This is a genomic window from Lewinella sp. LCG006, assembly GCF_040784935.1.
GTDB lineage: Bacteria > Bacteroidota > Bacteroidia > Chitinophagales > Saprospiraceae > Lewinella.
Genome location: NZ_CP160680.1, coordinates 2802910 through 2824028 on the forward strand (window position 1 = coordinate 2802910; position 21119 = coordinate 2824028).

The 21119-nt window shown below is 48.6% G+C and carries 18 protein-coding genes; 11 read left to right on the forward strand and 7 right to left on the reverse strand.

Translation table 11 applies throughout. The annotated features are described in order from the left end of the window. The first annotated feature begins 217 nt into the window (after window positions 1-217). The 3 genes from gndA to AB0L18_RS09940 all read left to right on the forward strand — a co-directional run bounded on the left by gndA (window position 218) and on the right by AB0L18_RS09940 (window position 3327). Window positions 218-1624 (forward strand): NADP-dependent phosphogluconate dehydrogenase, encoded by a 1407-nt coding sequence (gene gndA, locus AB0L18_RS09930; RefSeq protein ID WP_367392433.1) that lies wholly within the window; start codon window positions 218-220, stop codon window positions 1622-1624. Window positions 1625-1669: 45 nt separating this feature from the next. Further along, the gene (locus tag AB0L18_RS09935; RefSeq protein WP_367392434.1) at window positions 1670-2551 is read left to right on the forward strand and encodes a mevalonate kinase; all 882 of its coding nucleotides are present in this window, start codon (window positions 1670-1672) and stop codon (window positions 2549-2551) included. A gap of 62 nt (window positions 2552-2613) precedes the next feature. Next, window positions 2614-3327: a hypothetical protein gene (locus AB0L18_RS09940; protein WP_367392435.1), complete on the forward strand. Its 714-nt coding sequence runs from the start codon at window positions 2614-2616 to the stop codon at window positions 3325-3327. Window positions 3328-3897: 570 nt separating this feature from the next. Here the strand turns inward: AB0L18_RS09940 and AB0L18_RS09945 are convergent. After that, on the reverse strand, window positions 3898-4338 hold the full coding sequence (locus AB0L18_RS09945) for a DUF2214 family protein (RefSeq protein WP_367392436.1): 441 nt from the start codon (window positions 4336-4338) through the stop codon (window positions 3898-3900). A 143-nt stretch (window positions 4339-4481) separates the two neighbouring features. Between AB0L18_RS09945 and polA the strand changes: the two genes are divergently transcribed. Then, window positions 4482-7271, forward strand: a complete 2790-nt coding sequence (gene polA, locus AB0L18_RS09950) for a DNA polymerase I (RefSeq protein WP_367392437.1) — start codon at window positions 4482-4484, stop codon at window positions 7269-7271. A gap of 101 nt (window positions 7272-7372) precedes the next feature. Here polA and recO read toward each other — a convergent pair whose 3' ends face one another. Next, the gene (gene recO / locus AB0L18_RS09955; protein WP_367392438.1) at window positions 7373-8095 is read right to left on the reverse strand and encodes a DNA repair protein RecO; all 723 of its coding nucleotides are present in this window, start codon (window positions 8093-8095) and stop codon (window positions 7373-7375) included. Window positions 8096-8373: 278 nt separating this feature from the next. On the opposite strand from recO, the gene AB0L18_RS09960 reads away from it, so the two are divergent. After that, on the forward strand, window positions 8374-9027 hold the full coding sequence (locus AB0L18_RS09960) for a hypothetical protein (RefSeq protein WP_367392439.1): 654 nt from the start codon (window positions 8374-8376) through the stop codon (window positions 9025-9027). 186 nt (window positions 9028-9213) lie between these two features. On the opposite strand, the gene AB0L18_RS09965 is transcribed toward AB0L18_RS09960, so the two are convergent. Both AB0L18_RS09965 and AB0L18_RS09970 read right to left on the reverse strand, forming a co-directional pair. Further along, on the reverse strand, window positions 9214-9888 hold the full coding sequence (locus AB0L18_RS09965) for an ATP-binding cassette domain-containing protein (protein ID WP_367392440.1): 675 nt from the start codon (window positions 9886-9888) through the stop codon (window positions 9214-9216). A 383-nt stretch (window positions 9889-10271) separates the two neighbouring features. Continuing rightward, on the reverse strand, window positions 10272-10601 hold the full coding sequence (locus tag AB0L18_RS09970; protein ID WP_367392441.1) for a hypothetical protein: 330 nt from the start codon (window positions 10599-10601) through the stop codon (window positions 10272-10274). A gap of 108 nt (window positions 10602-10709) precedes the next feature. Between AB0L18_RS09970 and AB0L18_RS09975 the strand changes: the two genes are divergently transcribed. Then, window positions 10710-11900, forward strand: a complete 1191-nt coding sequence (locus AB0L18_RS09975; protein WP_367392442.1) for a hypothetical protein — start codon at window positions 10710-10712, stop codon at window positions 11898-11900. Window positions 11901-11903: 3 nt separating this feature from the next. Continuing rightward, a complete protein-coding gene (locus AB0L18_RS09980; protein WP_367392443.1) occupies window positions 11904-12485 on the forward strand; it encodes a hypothetical protein in 582 nt (193 codons plus the stop codon). Window positions 12486-12528: 43 nt separating this feature from the next. On the opposite strand, the gene AB0L18_RS09985 is transcribed toward AB0L18_RS09980, so the two are convergent. Next, the gene (locus tag AB0L18_RS09985) at window positions 12529-13131 is read right to left on the reverse strand and encodes a ribonuclease HII (protein ID WP_367393142.1); all 603 of its coding nucleotides are present in this window, start codon (window positions 13129-13131) and stop codon (window positions 12529-12531) included. A gap of 381 nt (window positions 13132-13512) precedes the next feature. Between AB0L18_RS09985 and hppD the strand changes: the two genes are divergently transcribed. After that, window positions 13513-14646 carry a 4-hydroxyphenylpyruvate dioxygenase gene (hppD, locus tag AB0L18_RS09990; RefSeq protein WP_367392444.1) on the forward strand — a complete coding sequence of 378 codons (1134 nt, stop codon included), beginning with the start codon at window positions 13513-13515 and terminating at the stop codon, window positions 14644-14646. A gap of 173 nt (window positions 14647-14819) precedes the next feature. Here hppD and AB0L18_RS09995 read toward each other — a convergent pair whose 3' ends face one another. Both AB0L18_RS09995 and AB0L18_RS10000 read right to left on the reverse strand, forming a co-directional pair. Continuing rightward, window positions 14820-16775, reverse strand: coding sequence for an OPT family oligopeptide transporter (locus tag AB0L18_RS09995; RefSeq protein ID WP_367392445.1), 1956 nt, complete (start codon window positions 16773-16775; stop codon window positions 14820-14822). A gap of 68 nt (window positions 16776-16843) precedes the next feature. Further along, a complete protein-coding gene (locus AB0L18_RS10000) occupies window positions 16844-17761 on the reverse strand; it encodes a hypothetical protein (protein WP_367392446.1) in 918 nt (305 codons plus the stop codon). Between the two features lie 183 nt (window positions 17762-17944). On the opposite strand from AB0L18_RS10000, the gene AB0L18_RS10005 reads away from it, so the two are divergent. The 3 genes from AB0L18_RS10005 to argH are packed head-to-tail and all read left to right on the forward strand — an operon-like array spanning window position 17945 to window position 20929. After that, window positions 17945-19051, forward strand: coding sequence for a M20 family metallo-hydrolase (locus tag AB0L18_RS10005; protein ID WP_367392447.1), 1107 nt, complete (start codon window positions 17945-17947; stop codon window positions 19049-19051). Continuing rightward, window positions 19033-19587 carry an acyl-CoA thioesterase gene (locus tag AB0L18_RS10010; protein ID WP_367392448.1) on the forward strand — a complete coding sequence of 185 codons (555 nt, stop codon included), beginning with the start codon at window positions 19033-19035 and terminating at the stop codon, window positions 19585-19587. The genes AB0L18_RS10005 and AB0L18_RS10010 overlap by 19 nt, the downstream gene beginning before the upstream one ends. Continuing rightward, entirely contained in the window at window positions 19580-20929 is a 1350-nt protein-coding gene (gene argH / locus AB0L18_RS10015; RefSeq protein ID WP_367392449.1) for an argininosuccinate lyase, read from the forward strand. The genes AB0L18_RS10010 and argH overlap by 8 nt, the downstream gene beginning before the upstream one ends. Window positions 20930-21119 lie beyond the last annotated feature (190 nt).

The following is a 21119-nucleotide window of genomic DNA, read 5'->3' on the forward strand; positions in this document are numbered from 1 at the left end:
TTTTTCCCGGAAGTTCGATCAAGTAATTGAAATACTTATTTTTTATCCGCGCCTAAACTTGTTGAGGCCAGGGATCGTTTTTCAGTTGGGGTAGCGATAAATCGCAGAAATATTCCCTTACTTTTGTCAAAGAGACGTAAAGAAACAAATGTAAGCACACTCTTTTTCAAACCGCTCAACTTTAATAAAAGTTGGGATGGACCTAACAATAACATCCATGCAATACGATTTCGGAATGATTGGCCTGGGCACGATGGGCCGTAATTTTTTATTGAACGTTGCTGATAAAGGCTTTTCGGCCGCAGGACTTGACCTTGACGCCGAAAAAGTAGCCTCCTTAAACGAGGCCGCCAGTTCTCGCAAAATGAAAGCAACTACAAGTCAAGCGGAATTTTTAGAAATGCTGAAAACACCCCGACGAATCATGTTGCTCGTTCCAGCAGGAAACATTGTGGATAAAGTTATTGAAGGTCTATTACCTCATCTCGATCAGGGCGACCTGATTATTGATGGTGGAAATTCGCACTACAACGATACGGCCCGACGAGCCGAAAGCCTCAACGCTAAGGGGATAAGATTCTTGGGGGTAGGTGTTTCGGGAGGTGAAGAAGGTGCTCGCCGCGGGCCCAGTATTATGCCTGGTGGCGATTTTTCGGCTTGGGAAGAGGTACAGCCCATCCTCGAAGCGGTATCCGCAAAGGTAGACCGCGAACCTTGCGTAGCCTACATGGGTAAAGGCGCCGCTGGACACTACGTGAAGATGGTGCACAACGGCATTGAGTACGGCATGATGCAGCTGATTGCTGAAACTTACGACCTCCTGCGCCGAATCGGAGGTTTTTCTAACGAGGAAATCCACGAGACTTTTACGCAGTGGAACCAAGGGCCTTTGCAGTCTTTCCTCATCGAAATAACCGCCACAATTTTCGGACAAAAAGATGATAAATCCGAAGGCGACCTGATAGATGCCATCTTGGACAAGGCCAAACAAAAAGGAACGGGTAAGTGGACTTCCCAGTCGGCGATGGATTTGGGCGTGCCTGTGCCCACGATAGATGCGGCCGTCACCATGCGGGGACTTTCTTCTTTTTGGGAGTTTCGTCAGGAAGCGGCAAATAAATACGGGTCTTTCCCTACCGAGCGTATTGCGAACAAAACCACTTTCGCTATCCAATTGGAGCACGCACTGCTCTTTAGTTTTATTCTCACCTACGCACAAGGCCTCCATCTTTTGGCTGTAGCCAGCAAAGAAATGAAGCTTGAACTCAACCTCTCCGAAACGGCTAAAATCTGGCGGGGTGGTTGTATCATCCGGGCGGAGATCCTGGAGGATATTCGTCAGGCCTTTGCAGCCCAGCCAGCATTAGAAAACCTGATCGCCTCTTCGGTATTTCGGGGGCGCCTAAAAACATTGCTCCCTTCTGTGCGGGCAGTGGTAGAAACGGCTACCCAAAACGGTATTCCGCTGCTCGCGCTCAGCAGTGCGTTGCATTATTTTGAATCATTGCGAGCGCCACGCCTGCCCCTGAACCTGGTTCAAGCCCAACGCGATTATTTTGGCGCCCACACCTACGAGCGATTAGAAGGCAACGGCGAGGTGTACCACACTGAATGGGGTGCATAACACATAGGTAGCACCGCTATCCCCCTGGTTGCTCCAAATAAATTGATGATGCACAAGAAAATCCCAGCCAAAGTGCTGCTTTTTGGAGAGCAGACCATACTGCGGGGCTCCCGTGCCCTGGCGGCACCGCTCTGGGCGCGACACAGTGAATGGAAAGCTGGCGGAACACCCGAACAGCAAACTGGCTTGGCGGAAATGGCTACCTACCTAGAGGAACAATTTCCGGGAGCATTTGAGATAGTCCGATTTCGACAAGACCTGGCTGCTGGCCGTTATCTGGCTTCCGATATTCCGGTGGGGTATGGCCTGGGAAGCTCCGGCGCGGTGTGTGTGGCGGTGTACACTACCTACGCTACACCACAGGGCGAAGCACAATTGGCTAAGGAAGGAGCGAAGGTTTTCTTCGCCAGAATGGAGGCTTTCTTCCATGGCACCAGTTCTGGAACCGATCCTTTAATTATCTATTTGCAACAAGCGCTACAGCTATTCCCCGATGGTGATTTCCAACGCGAGACGATTCCATCTTTGCCGCTGGGGTGGCAACTGTTCTTACTCGATACTGGCAAAGCACGAGAAACAGCTCCATTGGTAGCCTATTTCACGCAGCGTTTTGATGCCGAAACGGATTTCCGTGCTGCGGTCTGCGCAGAGTGGATAGCACCCAATGATGCCGCTATCGACGCCTTGCTCAAAGGTCAGTTCATTGAATTGTGGCAACATTTTGGCCAGATCAGCCAGTTTCAAATCGATCATCTTCCGCCGATGGTACTACCCACTGTCAGCGACATCTGGCAAGAAGGCCTGGCCAGCGATCACTACCTTCTTAAGATCTGCGGCGCTGGCGGCGGAGGCTACTGCCTGGGCCTGAGCCGCGATTGGCAAAAGACGCAGGAAGCCTTGCAGGATTGGGGGGTGGTGGCGATTTGAGAGTTAAAACAGGTTGCGCGGGCTTCAGCCCGCTATTAATAAATCATAAAAAACAAATCCATATGAGGTGGTTATTTTATCTCTGTTTGTTCAGTTTAATATCCTCTACCATCGGCGCTCAAACTGATAAAACGATTGAGGTTGTTGTAACTGATACACTTGTTATTGAAGGGTCAGAATTTACCTATATGGTCAGAATTTTAGACGAGACGTATTTGAGCGAAATATATCTGGCAGAAGAAATTAATGAGGGAATGAAAAGCATTCAGAAGGATGCTTTGGAGCGTTTGATTGCTGACCAAGGAGGAGAGGTCTCTTCAGCGTTTAGTGATAATAATTTATCGATTAGCATAGCCGGTGATTCTTTCAACGAAGAGGTGGTTTTTGTAAAATTCTACACTGAAAATTTGCTCAAGGAATTTGTTTTAGCGCTTAGGCAATTTTATAATGTACAAGGAACATTGTTAGAAGTTAGGCAGGATGAAAGTATTGATTACGAATATGTTCTTACAAAAAAGCTGTTAGAACAAGGTGAAAGGAAAGCCAAGGGGATATCCTTATTAGCAGGAAATCGTTTAGGAGAGTTGATTGAAATATCTGAAAATGTGGATGGAATAAGAAGTGTTTTACCATCTAACTGGAATCTTAATAATGCGATTGGTTGGACAGCCTATTCGCCATCAAGTTTGAATGGAGCAGTGGTAGATGAGTTAGGTATATCAACTTCTATAACCCTGAGGAAGTCAATCAAAATGAAATTTCGCATGATAAATTGATATTCGGAGTGGAGTCCCCTGCTGGGCCAATCGTACCATTGCGATCATACGATTAGGTAGGAGAACTGTTAAATTTTGGGACCCCCATCAGCCAGGGGTGGGAGCCAGCCCGACAACAAGCGCAGAAATGATTGGTTCTAAATGCGTTCAAGTTCGTGTCAAATTAAAAGGATCTCTACTGTCCCCCTTTGTAGGGGGTGTCACGCAGTGACGGGGCCTGCCTGCCGACGGTACGGCAGGCAGGGTGGTGAGCCCAAATAGCGAGGGCAGCCCTCCCTCGATCCTGTGGATCGGTCCCTCCAGCGGGACACATTTTGATGGTGCTAGTAGCAAGAATAACACCGATTACTTAGGTGATGCTACGTGAATCTGGCATTCGGAGGTAGTTCTTTTGGGGGAAATGCAGAACCAATCAACTCTGAGACCACATGGAGGGTAGGCTGAATAAGAGTGCTAAGGAATGTTCAAGATGCACCTTCCTGGAAGTACTTATTAAAAAAATCTCCGCGTCTCCGCATCCCTGCCTGCAAGGCCAGCTTGCTGGCAGGCAGGTCTGCGCGACACCCGAAGTCACCTCCCCACCCCCGCCGCCATCAGCGTAGCCAGAAAGGGAATCACCAACATAATCAACAACTCTAGTGTAATCACCTGACGGATACGGGCGGGTACAGCGATTTCGGCGATAGGATCGTCGCCCTTGCGGTGGCGGGCAAAGAAGACGGTAGGGTAGATGGAGAGGAGCCCTACGATGACGGCCAGCCCCACCTTGGCGTGAAAGACCGGATTGAGGGAATAGTACTCGGCCGGCTTGCCTAAACCGAACCATAAGGTAAGCCCCATACCTACCACCACAATGGCGCTGAGCCCATAGACGGCATCGATCCTGGCGAGCTGCTGGATCTGCTGGCGGCGCAAAACCGGCCGGACGAGGAACCACTGCAAGACCAGCGCACTGACCCAGGTGAAGATGCCGATAAAGTGCAGGTAACGAACCAATATTTCGAGGGTCATAGTTTTCTTTACTGTTCTAACCCTAAAACATCCGGCTGGTTCAATGCGGCGGCCTTATCCTGAAAACGAAGTGAAACCACTTCAAGATCGGTATACTTTTCGCCTCATTTCTTTTATCTTTACCACTCACAATTCAAGCTTACATGTCTGATAAACGTTTGTTTCTTCTCGATGGTCACGCGCTGGTTTACCGCGCACACTTTGCGTTCATCAATCGGCCGCTGATCAATTCCAAGGGTTTTAATACTTCCGCAATTACTGGTTTTACTCGTACCCTGTGGGATTTGATGAAGAACCAACAACCGACGCACCTGGCGGTAGCGTTTGACCCTTCTGGGCCGACCTTCCGCCACGAGATGATGGAAAGCTACAAGGCCAATCGCGAGGAGCAGCCCGATGATATTCGCGCTTCGTTTCCCTATATCCACCAGATTTTGCAGGCCTTCAAGATTCCGATTATTGTGGTGGATAACTACGAGGCGGATGACGTGATCGGTACCTTGGCCAAGCAGGCCGAAAAAGAAGGCTATCAGGTGTATATGGTGACGCCAGATAAGGATTACGGACAGCTGGTATCCGAAAATATATTCATGTACAAACCCTCGCGACAGGGCGATGGGATAGAGATCCTTGGGGTGCCGGAGATCTGTGAGAAGTGGGACATCGACAGTGTGGACCAGGTGATCGATATGCTGGGTATGCAGGGTGATGCGGTGGACAATATTCCCGGAATCCCGGGGATCGGTCCCAAAACAGCCGCCAAACTATTGAAGACCTTTGGATCGTTGGAGAACCTGCTGGAAAACACCGATCAACTGAAAGGTAAGCAGAAAGAGAAAGTAGAAGAAAACCGCGACTTGGCTATCCTGAGTAAGCAACTCGCACGCATCAAGCTGGATGTACCTATCCAGTTCAATGCCGACGATTATGTTCTGGATCCCTTCGATCGTGAATGGCTATCGGAGATTTTTAAAGAACTGGAGTTTCGAGGGCTCGCTAATAGCATCCTGGGGCAGGAGGAAGAAAAGCCCATGGCAGGGCAGCAGGGCAGTCTTTTTGCTACGGAAGCCTTTGTGAGTCCGGATTCTGGATTGGCAAAGCACGACATTGCCACCAAAAACATCGCCACCACCGAGCACCATTACCATCTGGTAGCAACGGTAGCGGAACAGGAGGGGCTGTTGGCCAAATTACTCAAGGCAGCGACCGTCTGTTTTGATACCGAAACGACCAGCGTGAATGCCAACGAAGCCGAACTGGTAGGAATGTCTTTCGCGGTAGAGGTAGGTACCGCCTGGTATGTGCCCGTGCCTGCTGACCAAAAGAAGGCCCAGGAGATTGTGGAACGCTTCCGCCCTTTGTTTGAAGCAGAAAACATCGCCAAAATCGGGCAGAATATCAAGTACGATATGCTCATTCTCCGCTGGTACCAAGTGGAGGTAAAGGGGGCATTGCTGGACACCATGGTGATGCACTATTTGCTGGAACCCGAACGCCGCCACAACATGGACTACCTGGCGGAAACGATGTTGGAATACAAACCGGTGTCTATAACGGAACTGATCGGTAAGGCCGGGAAGAACCAAAAAACCATGCGCAGTGTGCCGGTAGAGCAGGTAGTGGACTATGCTTGCGAAGATGCTGATATAACCTTGCAGCTACACCAGGCATTGGCACCGCAACTGGCCGAAGAACCCAAGATTGAAGAGCTTTACCATAAAATCGAAGGGCCATTGGTGAGAACCTTGGCGGAAATAGAGTTTGAAGGCATTAAAGTCGACGCCGATTTTTTGGCGGCCTACTCAGAAGAACTGGCACACGAAATTGTAGCGCTCGAAGACCAGATCCAAAAAGAAGCAGGCGTACCCTTTAATCTGGCCTCGCCAAAGCAGGTGGGTGAAGTGCTTTTTGAGCACATGAAAATACCTTACCGCTGGAAGAAAACCAAATCGGGGCAGCACTCTACCGACGAGGAGAAGATGAGCGAAATAGCAGAGAACTACCCGATTGCGGCGGATATCCTGCGGCACCGAGGCCTGACGAAATTACGCTCGACTTACCTGGATTCGCTGCCTAAATTGATCAACCCTAAAACGGGCCGTATCCACAGCTCGTTCAACCAAACCGTAGCCGCTACGGGCCGTTTAAGCTCCAAAGATCCCAACCTACAGAATATCCCTATCCGAACAGAAGAGGGCCGCAAAGTCCGCAAGGCTTTTGTGCCCCGCGATAAAGACCACATTCTGGTAGCGGCGGATTACAGTCAGATAGAATTGCGGCTGATCGCCGAAATCAGTGGCGACGAAGCCATGCTGGAGGCCTTCCAGAGCGGGCGCGATATTCACCGGGCTACTGCCGCCCGCGTCTTTGATACCCCTTACGAGGAAGTCGATCGCGAGCAGCGCGGGAAAGCCAAGACGGTCAATTTTGCCATCATTTACGGTGCGGGTTCGCAGAATCTTAGCCAGCAACTGGGCATCAGCCGAGGTGAAGCCAAGGAGTTGATCGACACCTATTTTGACCGCTACCCCGGTCTGAAACGCTACATGGAAGACACCGTGAAGTTTGCCCGCGAAAACGGCTTTGTGACGACCCTTCTCGGTCGCCGCCGTCAGTTGCGGGACATCAACAGCAAGAGCTCCCTCGCCCGCAGTAATGCCGAGCGGATGGCGATCAACACTCCCATTCAGGGTACGGCCGCCGATATGATCAAGCTGGCGATGCTAAACGTTCAGGCGGCCTTGAAGGCACAGGGATTCCAGTCGAAAATGATCCTCCAGGTACACGATGAACTCGTCTTCGATGTCCGCCGCGATGAGCTGGAGCGCATCAAACCCGTCATTGAAGAAAACATGAAGAACGCTCTGCCCGGCCTGAAAGTCCCTATTCTGGTAGAAATTGGCACCGGCGAAAATTGGTTGGAGGCGCACTAGGTTTTTTGAACTATATAAGTTCATATAAATTGTTCTTTCTTGATCCAGTAGCTTAAATGATCTTATAAGGGCTTATATGGTTCAGAATTACGGGACTCGCACTAAAAAACCTCTCGCAAAATAAGGTGGGCATTCACCTCGCCCATCCCTTCCAGATGAAGCTGGAAATAGCGAATGAGTTCGTTGAGTAACTTTTGGCGCACTTCTCGATCCAGGCGGAGTAGATGCGATTTTGGCGCGGAATGATGCAGCATTTCGTAAAAAGCCAGCGCCGTTTCATCCACCAAATACCGAGTATGGGCTGGGGGGAGTGCTACAAATTCGCCGGCTTCAAGATCAAAAAAAGGAGTAGCTGTATTGTATTCCCCGGCCGGTGAGAAGCCTAGATAAGACGACAATTCTAAAAGAAAAGCCAGATGGTAATTGGCCACGCCTTCCTGTGTAGCATCCAAGCCCGCAAAACGCTCAAATAAAAACCGAAATAATGGCTGGTTCTCTTCGCGCTCCCGGATGGCTTTACGTGCTACTTCTACCATGAACAAGCCCACTGCACCTTTGCGGACGTCAAACGGAATCGAGTCGTAGATGTAAGCAGGTTGGATTTCTTTAAGGCGGTTTAGGTCACGATCATCCCGTTCGTAGGCGACAATTTCCAACAAGGTCATGACTTGCAGCAAACTGGCTTGGGTACGAGCCTTGGCGGAACGGACCCCACTGATGATGTACTTGCGCAAACCCTTCTGCTCGGTGTACATCTCCACAATCAGGCTGGATTCGCCGTATTTGTGGGTACGAAAGACAATACCGCGGGTTTTTACCAACATCTTATAAAGTTTCCGAAAAACCTAGTGAAAAAAAGCCAAAATTATATTGCTAAGCACCCCGTAGGTGCAAGGATAAAGAAGGGGGCTGAATGCTTTACCTAACTTTATTTTTGTCTTTGCACTAAAGCGCAAAATGGGCATCAAAGTTAACAAACATTTCACTTTTCAGAAGGGGGAATATTGCGGCGAATAGCCCCATCTTTGCGGCGAAAGATGAGCAAAAATTGCAACCAAGCACTATTTCAACTCGTCTTTAGTTTGAATCACCCAATAAGACTATGAAAACTTACATCACCTGTTGTATCCTGATTTTTACGTGCTCGACCTCTCTGCTATTTGCCAATAATTCCGAATTAGCTGACCTAAGCCGTTGCCTCGAAGAGCAGCTGACGGCTTCCGCCTGGTCCGTCACCACGGGCGAGCAATGGGAATTTGCCTCCGACGGAACCTTGTTGGTCTTTGACGAGACCGCTCAATTACTTCAGCAAGGCGGCTGGGATCTCCAAACGACGGAAAAAGAACTTATCCTCAAAGTAATGGTTGGCCCTGAGGTCAAGCACTATACCCTCACACCTCATTGTGATCAGGAACGTATTGTCCTGAAGGATTTTGCCACCGGTGAGTTGGTCATGGTGCCTTTGCGCTATGATGCCACGCTTACCCGTTCACTGACCGGCGATTGGCAGAAAGGATTTTACGGAGAAGAACCTTTTTTAGCCTTCAAGACCAATGGTACTTACCTGATCACGGAAGTTACCAATGATCGCTACGACCTACATACGGGGCGTTGGTCGCTGATGGGCAATACATTGATCTTGCACAGCGCGAAAGGAGACGTTCAGGCATTCTTGATTAAGTACCTCCAAATGGATGAGCTGGTCCTCTCTCCTTTCAATGCCAACCAGGAAGACTGGTATCTGAATAAGCTATAGGCGGGACTTATGTCCTTCCCAAAACAACACTTTATCCGCAAACACGATACCACCAGCTAACAAGTGCCCATGTCCTCCTTCGGAGGAGGTGGCCGAAGGCCGGAGGAGGACAACCCTCCCCAAAACAACACTTTATCCGCAAACACAGCTCTATCACCTGGACCCCTGCTCTCAACCCCTGTCCGACTAGCCAGGCGGTCTATACCAACTTCGGGTATAACCCAGGGTTGCTAAATCATTAGCACTGTTTGTCAAATAGGTCTTTCCATCACTAATGACGTACAGACGGTCACATGAGTCAATAATATGCTCATACAGGTGGTCCGTTATTATTATTCCTTTATTCGTTTTTTCACGTAAGATTAGTTGCTTTATCGAATTTACATGAATGGGCATTACTTGCGAGAACGGTTCATCCAATAGACAGAATTTTGTAGATGATGTCAGTATGATAAAGATTTCAATAATCCGTCTTTGGCCCGATGATAAGGTTGCTAATTTTGATTTGTAATCTTTCTCGAATTCAGGGAAGGTGCTTGTTAAATCAGAGAAGTCAACTTCAAAGTCTTTGCAAAGTCTTTTTACGGTGAAGAAGTCAGGTGCAAAATGATGTTGAGGTAAGTACCTAATGTACTTAGGGGAACGGTTTGAACTAATCAGTGTGTTTTTATTTATTCTCACTGATTGAGAATTTGCGGTTAATGCTCCGAATAAAATCTTGAAGAGACTTGATTTACCTGTTCCATTCCTACCTAATAGCCCAGTGATTTCGCCTGTTTCACACTTCAAGTATACATCTTGTAGAATTCGTTTAGTACCAAATTCCAAGATAACACCATCAACTTCTAGTAGGTTTTTCATCTGATCTTGAGGGTTATCATTATTGTGGTCAAAAAGAATAGGAAATCAAAAGTAATTGTACCTAGCCACAAATACCGTCTCGACAATCCCAAGTTCTGGTAATAGGTGAATTCAGCGTTTTTTGAGTCATTTACAAAATAATAGGTTATTGCTAAAGTGGCTATTTTGAACCAAAATAAAGCAGTGAAGGTCTCAATACCCCATCGGTACATGATGCTTGAACAAGCGATAGTTATAATTAAGCTAAAGATTACAAACGATCGGTAAAATGTTAATAGCAGTCGTAATGTTTTCATTTCTATTCTCCGTGAAACGGTTAGCTAGACTTTGCCATCAGTATCCCTCTACCCTCTACCAGAAATCTCCTCTACCAAAGGCTCTACTCACCACTCCCATTCTTCTCCCAAGTCCTCCGGGCGGTAATGTTGTTTGGTGAAGACCCTGCGCTTTTGGCGCTCCAGAATCAGCCGTGCCAGGCCAATATTGGCGGGTTCGATAGCTGTAGGAAGCAGGGCGGCTTGCACTTTTGCTTCGTCAATATCCATTCGGTACATTAGGCTCAGCAGCCATTCCATGCGATTGTCGATGAGGAAGTCGAGATGGTCAACGAGCATTCGGAGGAGATCTTCTTCCGATGCTTCTCCTTCTTGGGTAATGTCGAAATCCTGGCTGAGCAGTGTGGCCAGTTGGCGGTTGGCCTCGGGCGTTTCCATGAAAATGATTTAATTTTTTCGATTCTGTTACGAAGATGCTTAATTTTTCTTATTCTTACTACTTGAGAGCTTATTCCAATATTTCAGAGCAAAGAAGCAGAAAAAGATATGATCCCTAGCATTAGAGAACAATACAATCGTGATTTTACCCAAGAAAAATACCAGGCACTGGTAGACGATGTAGCCGAAACCTTTGGCCATCGGCCGCCCTTTCGCATCGCCGAAACGCCCATCTTTATCGACCGTGCGTTGAAAAACCACCTGATCCAAGCTTGTGAAGACATCACGGATGTCATTGTACAGCCTAATTTCCGCGATCTATCGGCTTCGGCACTGTTGGCAGGACAAGTTGTTCCTAACGAAACGCCGCATACCACCTTCTTACAGATGGATTTTGGTTTGTGCCGAGCAGAGGATGGAAGCATTGTCCCTCAATTGATCGAAGCGCAGGGCTTTCCTTCCTTGTATTTCTTTCAGGAGGCAGTTGCTGAGCGCTACCGCAAGTACTTTGGTATTTCCGATGAATTTGCGCACCGCTTTGGCGGACTGGATGCCGAGGGGTATCGCGAAAAATTGCGGGAGATTATCGTTGGGGATCACGACCCGGAGAATGTGATCCTTCTCGAAATAGAACCAGAAAAACAGGTAACGGCTATCGACTTTTATGTCGCCAAAAAATGGATCGGTATTGAAGCGGTTTGTGTCAGTAAAGTCATAAAAGAAGGGACCAAGCTTTATTATGAAAAAGAGGGCCGCAGAATTCGGATTGAGCGCATCTTCAATCGTGTCATCTTTGATGAGCTCATCCTTCGTGATGACCTTCCTCGCCAGTTTTACCTTACCGATGACGCGGAGGTAGAGTGGGTAGGGCACCCCAACTGGTTTTTTCGCATCAGCAAGCACACCCTGCCGCTGATCGATAGTCCTTATTCACCCAAAGCTTTTTTGCTCAGTGAGCTGGAGGAATATCCTCAGGATTTGCATAATTATGTCCTCAAACCGCTCTACTCCTTTGCCGGTAAAGGCGTCATTATCAACATCAACCGCTTTGACCTGGAAGCGATCAAGGATCCCCAAAATTATATCCTCCAGCGCAAGGTCGAATATGCTCCGGTAGTACCCACCCCGGATGTACCCGCAAAAGCCGAAGTACGAATGATGCTGCTCTGGGAACGGGGAGCTGAACGCCCGCAGCTGGTCAATAACCTCGTTCGCCTCAGTAAGGGAGAGATGGTGGGTGTCCGCTACAACCAGGGCAAAGTATGGGTAGGTGGCAGCGTCGGTTTTTTCCGTCCTTAAATTATGCGTCAACAGCCTTTTATAGAAAGTGATCTCCTGTTCTACTTCCCAGAGCACTGGGTGGTAAAGGAATACGATAACCACCGTTTCTATAAAAACCTGAGTGGACTCGGCTTGAAAGGACTCGATTTTTTAGTCCTCAACCCCGAGGGAGGAGGTCACCTTTACCTGATGGAAGTAAAAAACTATCGCACTCGTGTTCGAGCAGGCGGCATCTACGAAGCTCCGCTGAAATCAGCGGAGGAATTGGCTGCAACCGTGGTGAGCAAGTATGAGCATACCCTAAGGGCCATCCGGGCCGTTCATCTGTATTATCAACGGAAGTGGTGGTACCGATTGCTAAATCGCCTGATTCAAAATAGCCGATATGCGCAATATGATCCCGTTTTCTGGACACGCGCTTATGAGTTCATTCGCCAGCCAGCGAAGCACACCCTCTTGTTATGGTTGGAAACAGAAAGCGAAGACCAAGCCTATGAAGAAAAGTTGCAGCAACACCTTCAAATCAGCATGGGCCTGCAAGTGAAGGTCAAAGTTGCTAGTCAGGAACACCCTTATCCTCCCGGAGTCACCGTACAAACTTGAGGATAATTTAGGGCTGTAGCATTGCTTCGCTTGCTTACGCTCCTCAAAACAAACTCCCCTGGCTACTATCCGGCAAAAGCCGAAACGACATCCGGTGGTAGGGGCTGGGTCCGTGTTTGGCAATGGCTTCCCGGTGTACTTTGGCGGGGTAACCTTTGTTGCTATCCCAGCGATAATGGGGAAAGTCTTCGTGGATGCGCAGCATGTAGTCGTCGCGGTAGGTCTTGGCCAGAATACTGGCCGCTGCGATGGATAAGTATTTACCGTCTCCCTTGATGATGGTATGGTGAGGCGTCTCCCGATAAGGGTGGAATCGATTTCCGTCAATCAGGAGCTGCTCGGGGCGGATCGTCAACTGGTCCAGTGCCCGGTGCATGGCTACAAAAGAGGCACGCAGGATATTGATTTCGTCAATCTCAGCGGGGTCTACCTGGGCTACGGCCCAAGCCAGGGCTTCTTTCTCTACGACTTCCCGAGCCGCGTAACGTTTCTTTTCACTCAGCTGCTTCGAGTCATTCAGGAGGGGGTGGGTAAAATCTTTGGGTAAAATGACGGCTGCTGCAAATACTGGCCCGGCAAGACAGCCACGCCCGGCTTCATCACAGCCCGCTTCGATCAGGTGTTCGCTTAAAAAGGAAGCCAGCATACTGGAATATTTTTTGGTGCCGATATTGCCACCGACTTCAAAGGTAATATCCCTGAGGAAAAAGTATAGCGTATCGCCTTGAATTTGCTTGTTTAAGTGACGGATCAAAAATAACTTATTCCATTTTTGATTCGCTAAAATTTTCTAAGCAAGCAACTAAAAGGAGCTTGCGTGAAAATATTCGCGAATCGTTGGAAAAAATGGAATCAGTTATTTCCGTCAACTTTGAGGAGCTTGCGACGATCAGCGAAGCTAAATTACTAAGGCAGGTTGGGCTTTTTTTCAAAGGCTGCTGTTGGAGAGCTTCTTGAAAAGTAATATATTTGCCATGGCAACTAATTTTGCTGCTACTTCAGTCCTAACCAACCAAAATCATCAACTATGTCTAGCACTACCACCGCTCCCGAAAAGATTTACCAGGAAGCTGCCGATTTCATGCCTCTACTCGGTACCGATTACGTGGAGTTGTACGTAAGTAATGCGAAGCAAGCAGCTCATTTTTACCAAACGGCGATGGGTTTTCAGCCTTTGGCTTACGCGGGTCTACAAACGGGTCTACGTGATCGGGAATCCTACGTTTTACAGCAAGAAAAAATTCGTCTGGTGCTCACTTCTCCATTAAAAAGTGGAACTGCTATTGGAAAGCATATTGACCTGCATGGCGATGGGGTCAAAGTGGTTGCGCTGTGGGTAGAGGATGCCACAACAGCTTATCAGGAGGCCACCAGCCGCGGCGCAAAATCTTACTTGGAACCAGTAACCGAAGAAGATCAGCACGGCAAAGTAGTGCGTTCAGGAATTCATACCTACGGAGAAACCGTTCACATTTTTGTGGAACGCAAGGATTATCAGGGCGTATTCTTACCCGGTTACCAGCCATGGAAGTCTAGCTATCAACCCTCACCAATCGGCCTTCAGTACATCGACCACATGGTGGGCAATGTAGAGCTCGGAGGTATGAACAAATGGGTGGATTTCTATGCCAATGTCATGGGCTTTACCCAGATCGTTTCTTTCGATGACAAGGACATCTCTACCGAATACACGGCCCTCATGAGTAAGGTGATGAGCAACGGTAACGGCCGGATCAAATTCCCCATAAATGAGCCTGCTGCCGGCCTGCGTAAATCGCAAATTGAAGAATACCTGGATTTCTACGAAGGGGCGGGCGTTCAGCACCTGGCTGTCGCCACAGATGATATCATCGGGACGGTGAAAGAGCTGCAAAGCCGTGGGATTGAGTTCCTACAAGTTCCGGGCACCTATTATGACACCCTCCTGGACCGGGTGGGCGAAATAGAAGAAGACCTCGCTCCACTTCGCGAGTTGGGCATCCTGGTAGACCGCGATGACGAAGGCTATTTGCTGCAAATTTTCACTAAGCCCATCCAGCCTCGTCCGACCATGTTTTTCGAAATTATTCAACGCAAAGGAGCACGCTCCTTCGGCAAAGGCAATTTCAAAGCCCTCTTCGAAGCCATCGAGCGGGAGCAAGAGTTGAGAGGTACTTTGTAGGAATGGTCTCAATGATTTAGATGCGAGGTAGAGAGATTCGGATCGCTTCGCTTCCTTGAGGTAGAAAGTAGAGAGACCAAGGCTACGAAATAAGAAATCGTCACCTTATTGAAAATATTATCTCTCTACTTTCTACCCTTAGGGCTGCGAAGCAGCCCTAATCCCTCTACGGTCTACCCTTTCTCTTCAGCGTAAGCCTTGGCCGCTTGCTGGTAAATCCAGTAGCAGATGGCCAAAATGACCACCACTCCGGCAATCGTGCCGAGTTCAATACCTAGTGATAACACTTCTGAGCTGCCATAAATAGCTACGGGTAGCGCCAAAAGAATTCCAATTAAGGCTTCGCCCGTGATCAAACCAGAGGCGATCAATAGGCCCGTGCGTTCACTAGACTTCTCTGCGGCGGCGTGGGCTTCACCCTTGCTGGCTTTGTGTTTGTTTTGGTAACGACTCACCATCCAGGAAATGAGACCACCCAACATGATTGCGCTGTCCAGCTCAAAGGGGAGATAAAGACCAACAGCCACCGCCAGGATTGGAACCCTGAAGTCGATGCCTGCTTTTTCCAGATATTTGTCCACCAAAATGATCAGTACACCAATTCCCATGCCGATGTAGACCATCGTCCAGGGTAAGCCACCTTTGAATACGCCTTCGGCAACACTGGCCATTAGCGTGGCTTGTGGAGCTGCCAATGCATCAGGATTTTCCGCTGTAGCGGGACCAAATCCGTACCCCGTCAGGAGTAATTGCAGGACTAAAGGCAAAACCAATGCCGCCGAAACAACGCCGACCATTTGCATGATTTGCTGCTTGCGCGGAGTAGCCCCAAGGATATGCCCGGCTTTTAAGTCCTGCATATTGTCGCCAGCAATGGCCGCTGCACAACATACCACCGCACCAATCATAATGGCCGCCGCCGGCCCACGCTCGGCACCCGATCCCATCAAAGCCAGTAAGATGAGCGCGGAAGTAAGAATCGTCGCAATCGTAACTCCCGAAATCGGGTTGTTGGAGCTTCCTACCAATCCCGCCATGTATCCAGCTACGGCAGAGAAAAGAAAACCCGCAACGACCATCAAGATCGCCATCAACGCCGAGATGGGAACATCACCAACCATGCGAAGGTAAATAATGAAAATGGGAACAATCATCACCCCAATCGCCAAGATGACCCACGACATGGGCGCGTCCTGTTCCGTCCGCAATACAGTACTGATGTCTACTTTTTCCCGAATGGCTTTAATCCCGCTCTTGACAGCATAAACGATCGAACTGCGTAAGTCGATCAGTGCCCAAAGTCCGCCAACAACCATGGCGCCGACGCCTAGATAACGGATTTGGGTACTCCAGATTCCGTAGCCCATATCCACGGAACCAGCGCCTTCCGGTGCTCCGTTCATGGCAATGTAAGCAGGGATAGCGATCCACCAACTGATGGCGCCGCCGATAAATACCAGGATAGCAATTCGGATGCCCACAATGTAGCCTACGGCAATTAAGGCCGGAGACAAGTTGATCCCAAAATAGAGGTAGGCTTTCTTACCGGCCAGCGCGGCCCCTTCCGCAACGCCGTTCCATAGCTTAAACCCTGCTTCACAGAGCTTCACCAGCGCGCCAACCAAAGCACCCCAGGCCAGGAAACGGATGGAACGACCACCCTCTTCCCCTGATTTTAGTACTTCTGCGGTCGCTACACCTTCGGGGAACTGCAAGTTTTGCTGAATGATCAAAGCCGAACGGAGCGGTACGGTAAACAATACGCCTAAGACACCACCGCAAAGTGCTACCAGTACGGTTTCCAGGTAATTGAAATTTTCCCAGAAACCCATCAAAACCAGAGCAGGAAAGGTGAAAATCACCCCCGCCGCTAGCGACTCACCCGCCGAGGCGGCTGTTTGTACGATGTTGTTTTCCAGGATATTGTGTTCCTTGAACATTCTCAATACGGCCATGGAAATAACCGCAGCGGGGATACTTGCCGAAACCGTAAGGCCCGCAAAGAGCCCCAGATAAGTATTGGCTGCTGAAAGAATGATGGACAACAAAGCACCTAGAATAAGGGCCTTTCCCGTCGTCTCGGGAAGAATAGTTTCTGGACTAATGTATGGCTTTTTCTGATTGGACATTAGCGATGGGTTTTGTTTTGAGCTTGTTAAGATAAGGAGTAATTGGTATTTTTATAGTTGTCGCACGACTAATCCTTTAATTGGTCGGCCAGCATTCTGGCGAGCATCCCTTCTTTCATCGCAAAACTGGAGACCGTCATTTGTTCCACTTTAGCGATCTCTAGCACCAGTTTGATCAAAATCATGGCTACCACGATCATATCTACCCGGTCATCCGGAATTTCTGTCATCGCTTGGCGTTCTTCTCGATTGGCGGAGGTAATTTGCTGGTAAAGTTGCTCAAAGCCCTCTAAGGCCACGACATCGCAATGGGGAGTGGGTTTGGCTGTTCCAAGGATACTGGCTACGACATCAAAAGTACCAGCAGCACCTACCAGATGATGTGTGGGGTAACGGCTAAGTGCCAGTTCCAGATCAACCAATTTGCTTTTTAAAAATAATCGGGTTTGTTCTATCTCTAGCGGACTGATCGGTTCGCTCTGGTGAAGCTTTTTATAAAGAACAGCTACCCCCACCGGAAAGCTCTCAAACCATTTGACGCCCCCTTGGTCAACGATGATAAACTCTACGCTGCCTCCACCAATATCCATCACCATCCATGGCCCTTCCTGTGGTCCGATTGCCTGGCGTACGCCTTCGTAGATCAGTTGGGCTTCTTCTTTACCGGGAATAATAGCGATTTCGAGCCCGGTTTTAGCCTTTATTTCTGCGACGAATTGTGGACCATTATCAGCCGTTCGCAGGGCGGCGGTACCCGACACCCGGGTCGCCACTACCTGGTGCTCGTTGATTTTTTGAGCGTAAGCTTCCAAGGTATTCAAAGCACGCAAATAGGCCTTGTCGCCAATCCGTTGTATGCCCTCCTCAGCGAGCTTGACAAACCGCCTTTCGCGATAAACCGTCGTGAAGCCTCCTTCTGGCTTTGGCTCGGCGATGAGCAAATGGAAAGTGTTGGTTCCACAGTCAATGACAGCAAATTTTGGCATACCTGCTACTTGTATTTTGACAAGTTTACTTTTCAATGAAGGACAAACATACAATTCTTCGCCGACACCTAGAGCTGTATTTTGTCCAAAGCTCAGCTTAGCCGTTGTAGGAAATCCTTTTAATCGTGAGCTATTCTATAGTCATTTTTTGCCGAAGTCCTTACTTTCGTAAAAAAGGAAAAATTGGAGCTCATTGCTATCACCCCAAATCATCCTGTCTGTGTCCAGGTTATCAAATTACTGGAACAACTGATCGGAACGCCCTCTTTTTCGCGGGAAGAAAAAGATACAGCGGGTTTACTTGCAGCATTTTTTGCCGATAAGGGCCTAAAAGCCATGCGGGAGAAGAACAATGTATGGGTAAAGCATCCTCATTGGCGCGCCGGCTTGCCGGTCATCTTATTAAACTCCCACCATGATACCGTCAAACCGGCTGCGAGCTGGCAGCGCGATCCCTTCGTCGCACAGTGGGAAGGTGACCAGCTTTTTGGCCTTGGGAGCAATGATGCTGGCGGGCCGCTCATAAGCTTGATTGCTGCTTTTTTGTTGCTCAAAGACCGGCAAGACTTACCCTTCAACCTCATCATGGCAGCTACTGCCGAGGAGGAGATCAGTGGTTCTGGTGGAATTGCTCATGTTTTACCACAACTAGGTCCGATAGCCGGAGGGATTGTTGGCGAACCTACTTCAGGCGACGTAGCCATCGCCGAACGCGGCCTGATTGTCATTGATGGGGAAGCACAGGGCGTTTCGGGGCATGCCGCTCGTGAAGAAGGAACCAATGCTTTGTACCTGGCACTGGAGGATATTGCGCGTTTACGCAATTTTACGTTTCCAAAAGTATCGCCTTTACTGGGAGGTGTGAAGGTTTCGGTAACGCAAATTAATGCAGGTAGCCAGCACAACGTAGTGCCCGATCGTTGCCGTTTTGTGATGGATGTGAGGGTAAATGAGCATTATACCAACGAAGAAGTAGTGGCTGCGCTACAGGCCGAGTGCAAATCGATACTGACACCACGCTCGCTTCGGTTGCAATCCTCTGGCATCGCAGAAGATCATCCCCTGGCTAAAGCTGTGGCGTCACTTGGATGGTCTACCTACGGTTCACCAACCTTGAGCGATCAAGCATTGATGCCTTTTCCGACCATTAAGCTAGGTCCCGGGGACAGTGCCCGCTCGCATACTGCCGATGAATTCATTCGGCGAACGGAGATCATTGCCGGGATCAAAACTTACCTTAGCGTCCTCGAGCAACTAAAATTTGACGAAACATGGATTTCAAAAGTGTAAAGGATTCCGAGGTTTTTATTTCAGTGCTGATGCAGCCCTCTCACTCCAATTTTGGCGGTAAGATTCACGGTGGTTATATCCTCTCCCTCATGGATCAGATTGCCTTTGCTTGTGCTTCCAAATTTTCAGGAGCATATTGTGTAACGGCTTCGGTGGATACCGTTGATTTTAGAAATCCTATTGAAATCGGCGAACTGGTCACGATGAAAGCATCGATCAATTACGTAGGCCGCTCTTCAATGGTAGTCGGTATTCGGGTAGAATCCGAAAATATCCAGAATGGTTTTGTCAAACATTGCAATTCCTCCTACTTTACGATGGTCGCCAAAGATGAAACAGGCAATACGACGACGGTGCCGGGCTTGATTTTGAACAGCGAAATTGATCTCCGCCGTTTTGTCAAAAGCATACGTAGAATAGAAATGAAAAAAGCTCACCGCGAAGATTATCAGGCCCTCGATGTGAGTACGCCTGAATCACTGGAAATGCTTTCCCAATATAACGTACAAGTAAACCTTCCCCAAGACAATGAGTAATACTCCCAAAAACAAACTTTGGCAAAAAGCATACGGCCTAGATGCCAAAATTGAAGCTTTCACCGTAGGCCGCGACCGTGAGTTGGATCTTCAATTGGCTCCTTTTGATATCGCTGGTTCTCTGGCTCACGGGAAAATGTTGAGTGAAGTAGGCTTGTTGCCGCCAGAAGAATACGAATTGCTGGCCGAGCAATTACGCCAGCTTTATCACAAAGCACTGGAAGGGGAGTTTGTCATTGAGGAAGGGGTTGAGGATGTCCACTCTCAGGTAGAGATGTTGCTTACTTCGGCCTTGGGGGACATTGGTAAAAAAATCCACAGTGGCCGTTCCCGTAATGATCAGGTATTGGTGGATTTGCGACTTTTTTTTCGGGCAGAGCTGGCTACAATCGTTCGTCAGATATCTACTTTGAGTAGCCTTTTATTGGAAAAAGCGGAAGCCAATAAAGATGTTTTGCTGCCAGGGTATACGCATTTACAGGTTGCTATGGTTTCCAGCTTTGGCCTGTGGTTCAGCGCTTATGCCGAAAGCTTGGTGGATGACTTGGAGCTATGGCGTGCTACGCACCATATTATCAACCAAAATCCTTTGGGATCTGCGGCGGGCTACGGTTCGTCTTTCCCCTTGAACCGTCAGCGGACGACCGAATTACTAGGTTTTCGAGAACTGGCCTATAATGTGGTACACGCCCAAATGGGTAGGGGTAAAACGGAACTGCACTTTAGCTTTGCCTTGGCGGGGACGGCTCAAACTTTGGGTAAATTAGCGATGGACGTTTGTTTATACAACTCCCAGAATTTTGGTTTTCTAAAGCTTCCCGATGACTTGACTACGGGCTCCAGCATTATGCCGCATAAAAAGAATCCAGATGTATTCGAGTTGCTCCGCGGGCGCTGCAATCAACTGCTCACTTTGCCAGCGCAAATGGCGCAGCTTAATGGTAATTTACCTTCCGGTTACCACCGCGATTTTCAATTGTTAAAGGAGGTACTCTTTCCCGCGATTTCTCAAATGAAACAGGTGTTGGAAATGACGACTTATGCCATTGCTCACTTGGAGGTTAAGGATCATCTTTTGGAAGACGAAAAGTACCGCTTGCTGTATAGCGTGGAAGCGGTCAATGCTGCAGTACTGGATGGCTTGCCGTTTCGCGATGCCTACCAAAAAATAGGCGCACAAATTGCCGCTGGCACCTTCGATCCGCCCCGAGATTTAAAACACACGCATGAGGGTAGTCTCGGGAATCTTTGCTTGCCGCAAATAAAAGCCAAAAAGGAGATGGTAATGCATCAATTTGACTTCACGTCCTGGGAGGAAGCGATGACTGAACTTACAAGATGAAATTATTCAACAGTCGCTTAGCTGGACTTTCTTCAAAAGTCAATAGCAAGGACTCCTTCCAGTGATCGTCCTTTCAGTCTTCAGCGTTCAGGCTGCACCGGACCCTTTGAGGTAGAGGGTAGAGGGATAACGAGCGATTAGGAATCAATTTTCAACCTCGGTTAATAAATCCGAGGTTGAAAAATTATAT

Excerpts from the sequence above, each read along its gene's own strand:
- gndA (WP_367392433.1), top strand. The coding sequence starts at position 218 with ATGCAATACGATTTCGGAATGATTGGCCTGGGCACGATGGGCCGTAAT.
- AB0L18_RS09935 (WP_367392434.1), top strand. The coding sequence starts at position 1,670 with ATGATGCACAAGAAAATCCCAGCCAAAGTGCTGCTTTTTGGAGAGCAG.
- AB0L18_RS09940 (WP_367392435.1), top strand. The coding sequence starts at position 2,614 with ATGAGGTGGTTATTTTATCTCTGTTTGTTCAGTTTAATATCCTCTACC.
- AB0L18_RS09945 (WP_367392436.1), bottom strand. The coding sequence starts at position 4,338 with ATGACCCTCGAAATATTGGTTCGTTACCTGCACTTTATCGGCATCTTC.
- polA (WP_367392437.1), top strand. The coding sequence starts at position 4,482 with ATGTCTGATAAACGTTTGTTTCTTCTCGATGGTCACGCGCTGGTTTAC.
- recO (WP_367392438.1), bottom strand. The coding sequence starts at position 8,095 with ATGTTGGTAAAAACCCGCGGTATTGTCTTTCGTACCCACAAATACGGC.
- AB0L18_RS09960 (WP_367392439.1), top strand. The coding sequence starts at position 8,374 with ATGAAAACTTACATCACCTGTTGTATCCTGATTTTTACGTGCTCGACC.
- AB0L18_RS09965 (WP_367392440.1), bottom strand. The coding sequence starts at position 9,888 with ATGAAAAACCTACTAGAAGTTGATGGTGTTATCTTGGAATTTGGTACT.
- AB0L18_RS09970 (WP_367392441.1), bottom strand. The coding sequence starts at position 10,601 with ATGGAAACGCCCGAGGCCAACCGCCAACTGGCCACACTGCTCAGCCAG.
- AB0L18_RS09975 (WP_367392442.1), top strand. The coding sequence starts at position 10,710 with ATGATCCCTAGCATTAGAGAACAATACAATCGTGATTTTACCCAAGAA.
- AB0L18_RS09980 (WP_367392443.1), top strand. The coding sequence starts at position 11,904 with ATGCGTCAACAGCCTTTTATAGAAAGTGATCTCCTGTTCTACTTCCCA.
- AB0L18_RS09985 (WP_367393142.1), bottom strand. The coding sequence starts at position 13,131 with ATGCTGGCTTCCTTTTTAAGCGAACACCTGATCGAAGCGGGCTGTGAT.
- hppD (WP_367392444.1), top strand. The coding sequence starts at position 13,513 with ATGTCTAGCACTACCACCGCTCCCGAAAAGATTTACCAGGAAGCTGCC.
- AB0L18_RS09995 (WP_367392445.1), bottom strand. The coding sequence starts at position 16,775 with ATGTCCAATCAGAAAAAGCCATACATTAGTCCAGAAACTATTCTTCCC.
- AB0L18_RS10000 (WP_367392446.1), bottom strand. The coding sequence starts at position 17,761 with ATGCCAAAATTTGCTGTCATTGACTGTGGAACCAACACTTTCCATTTG.
- AB0L18_RS10010 (WP_367392448.1), top strand. The coding sequence starts at position 19,033 with ATGGATTTCAAAAGTGTAAAGGATTCCGAGGTTTTTATTTCAGTGCTG.
- argH (WP_367392449.1), top strand. The coding sequence starts at position 19,580 with ATGAGTAATACTCCCAAAAACAAACTTTGGCAAAAAGCATACGGCCTA.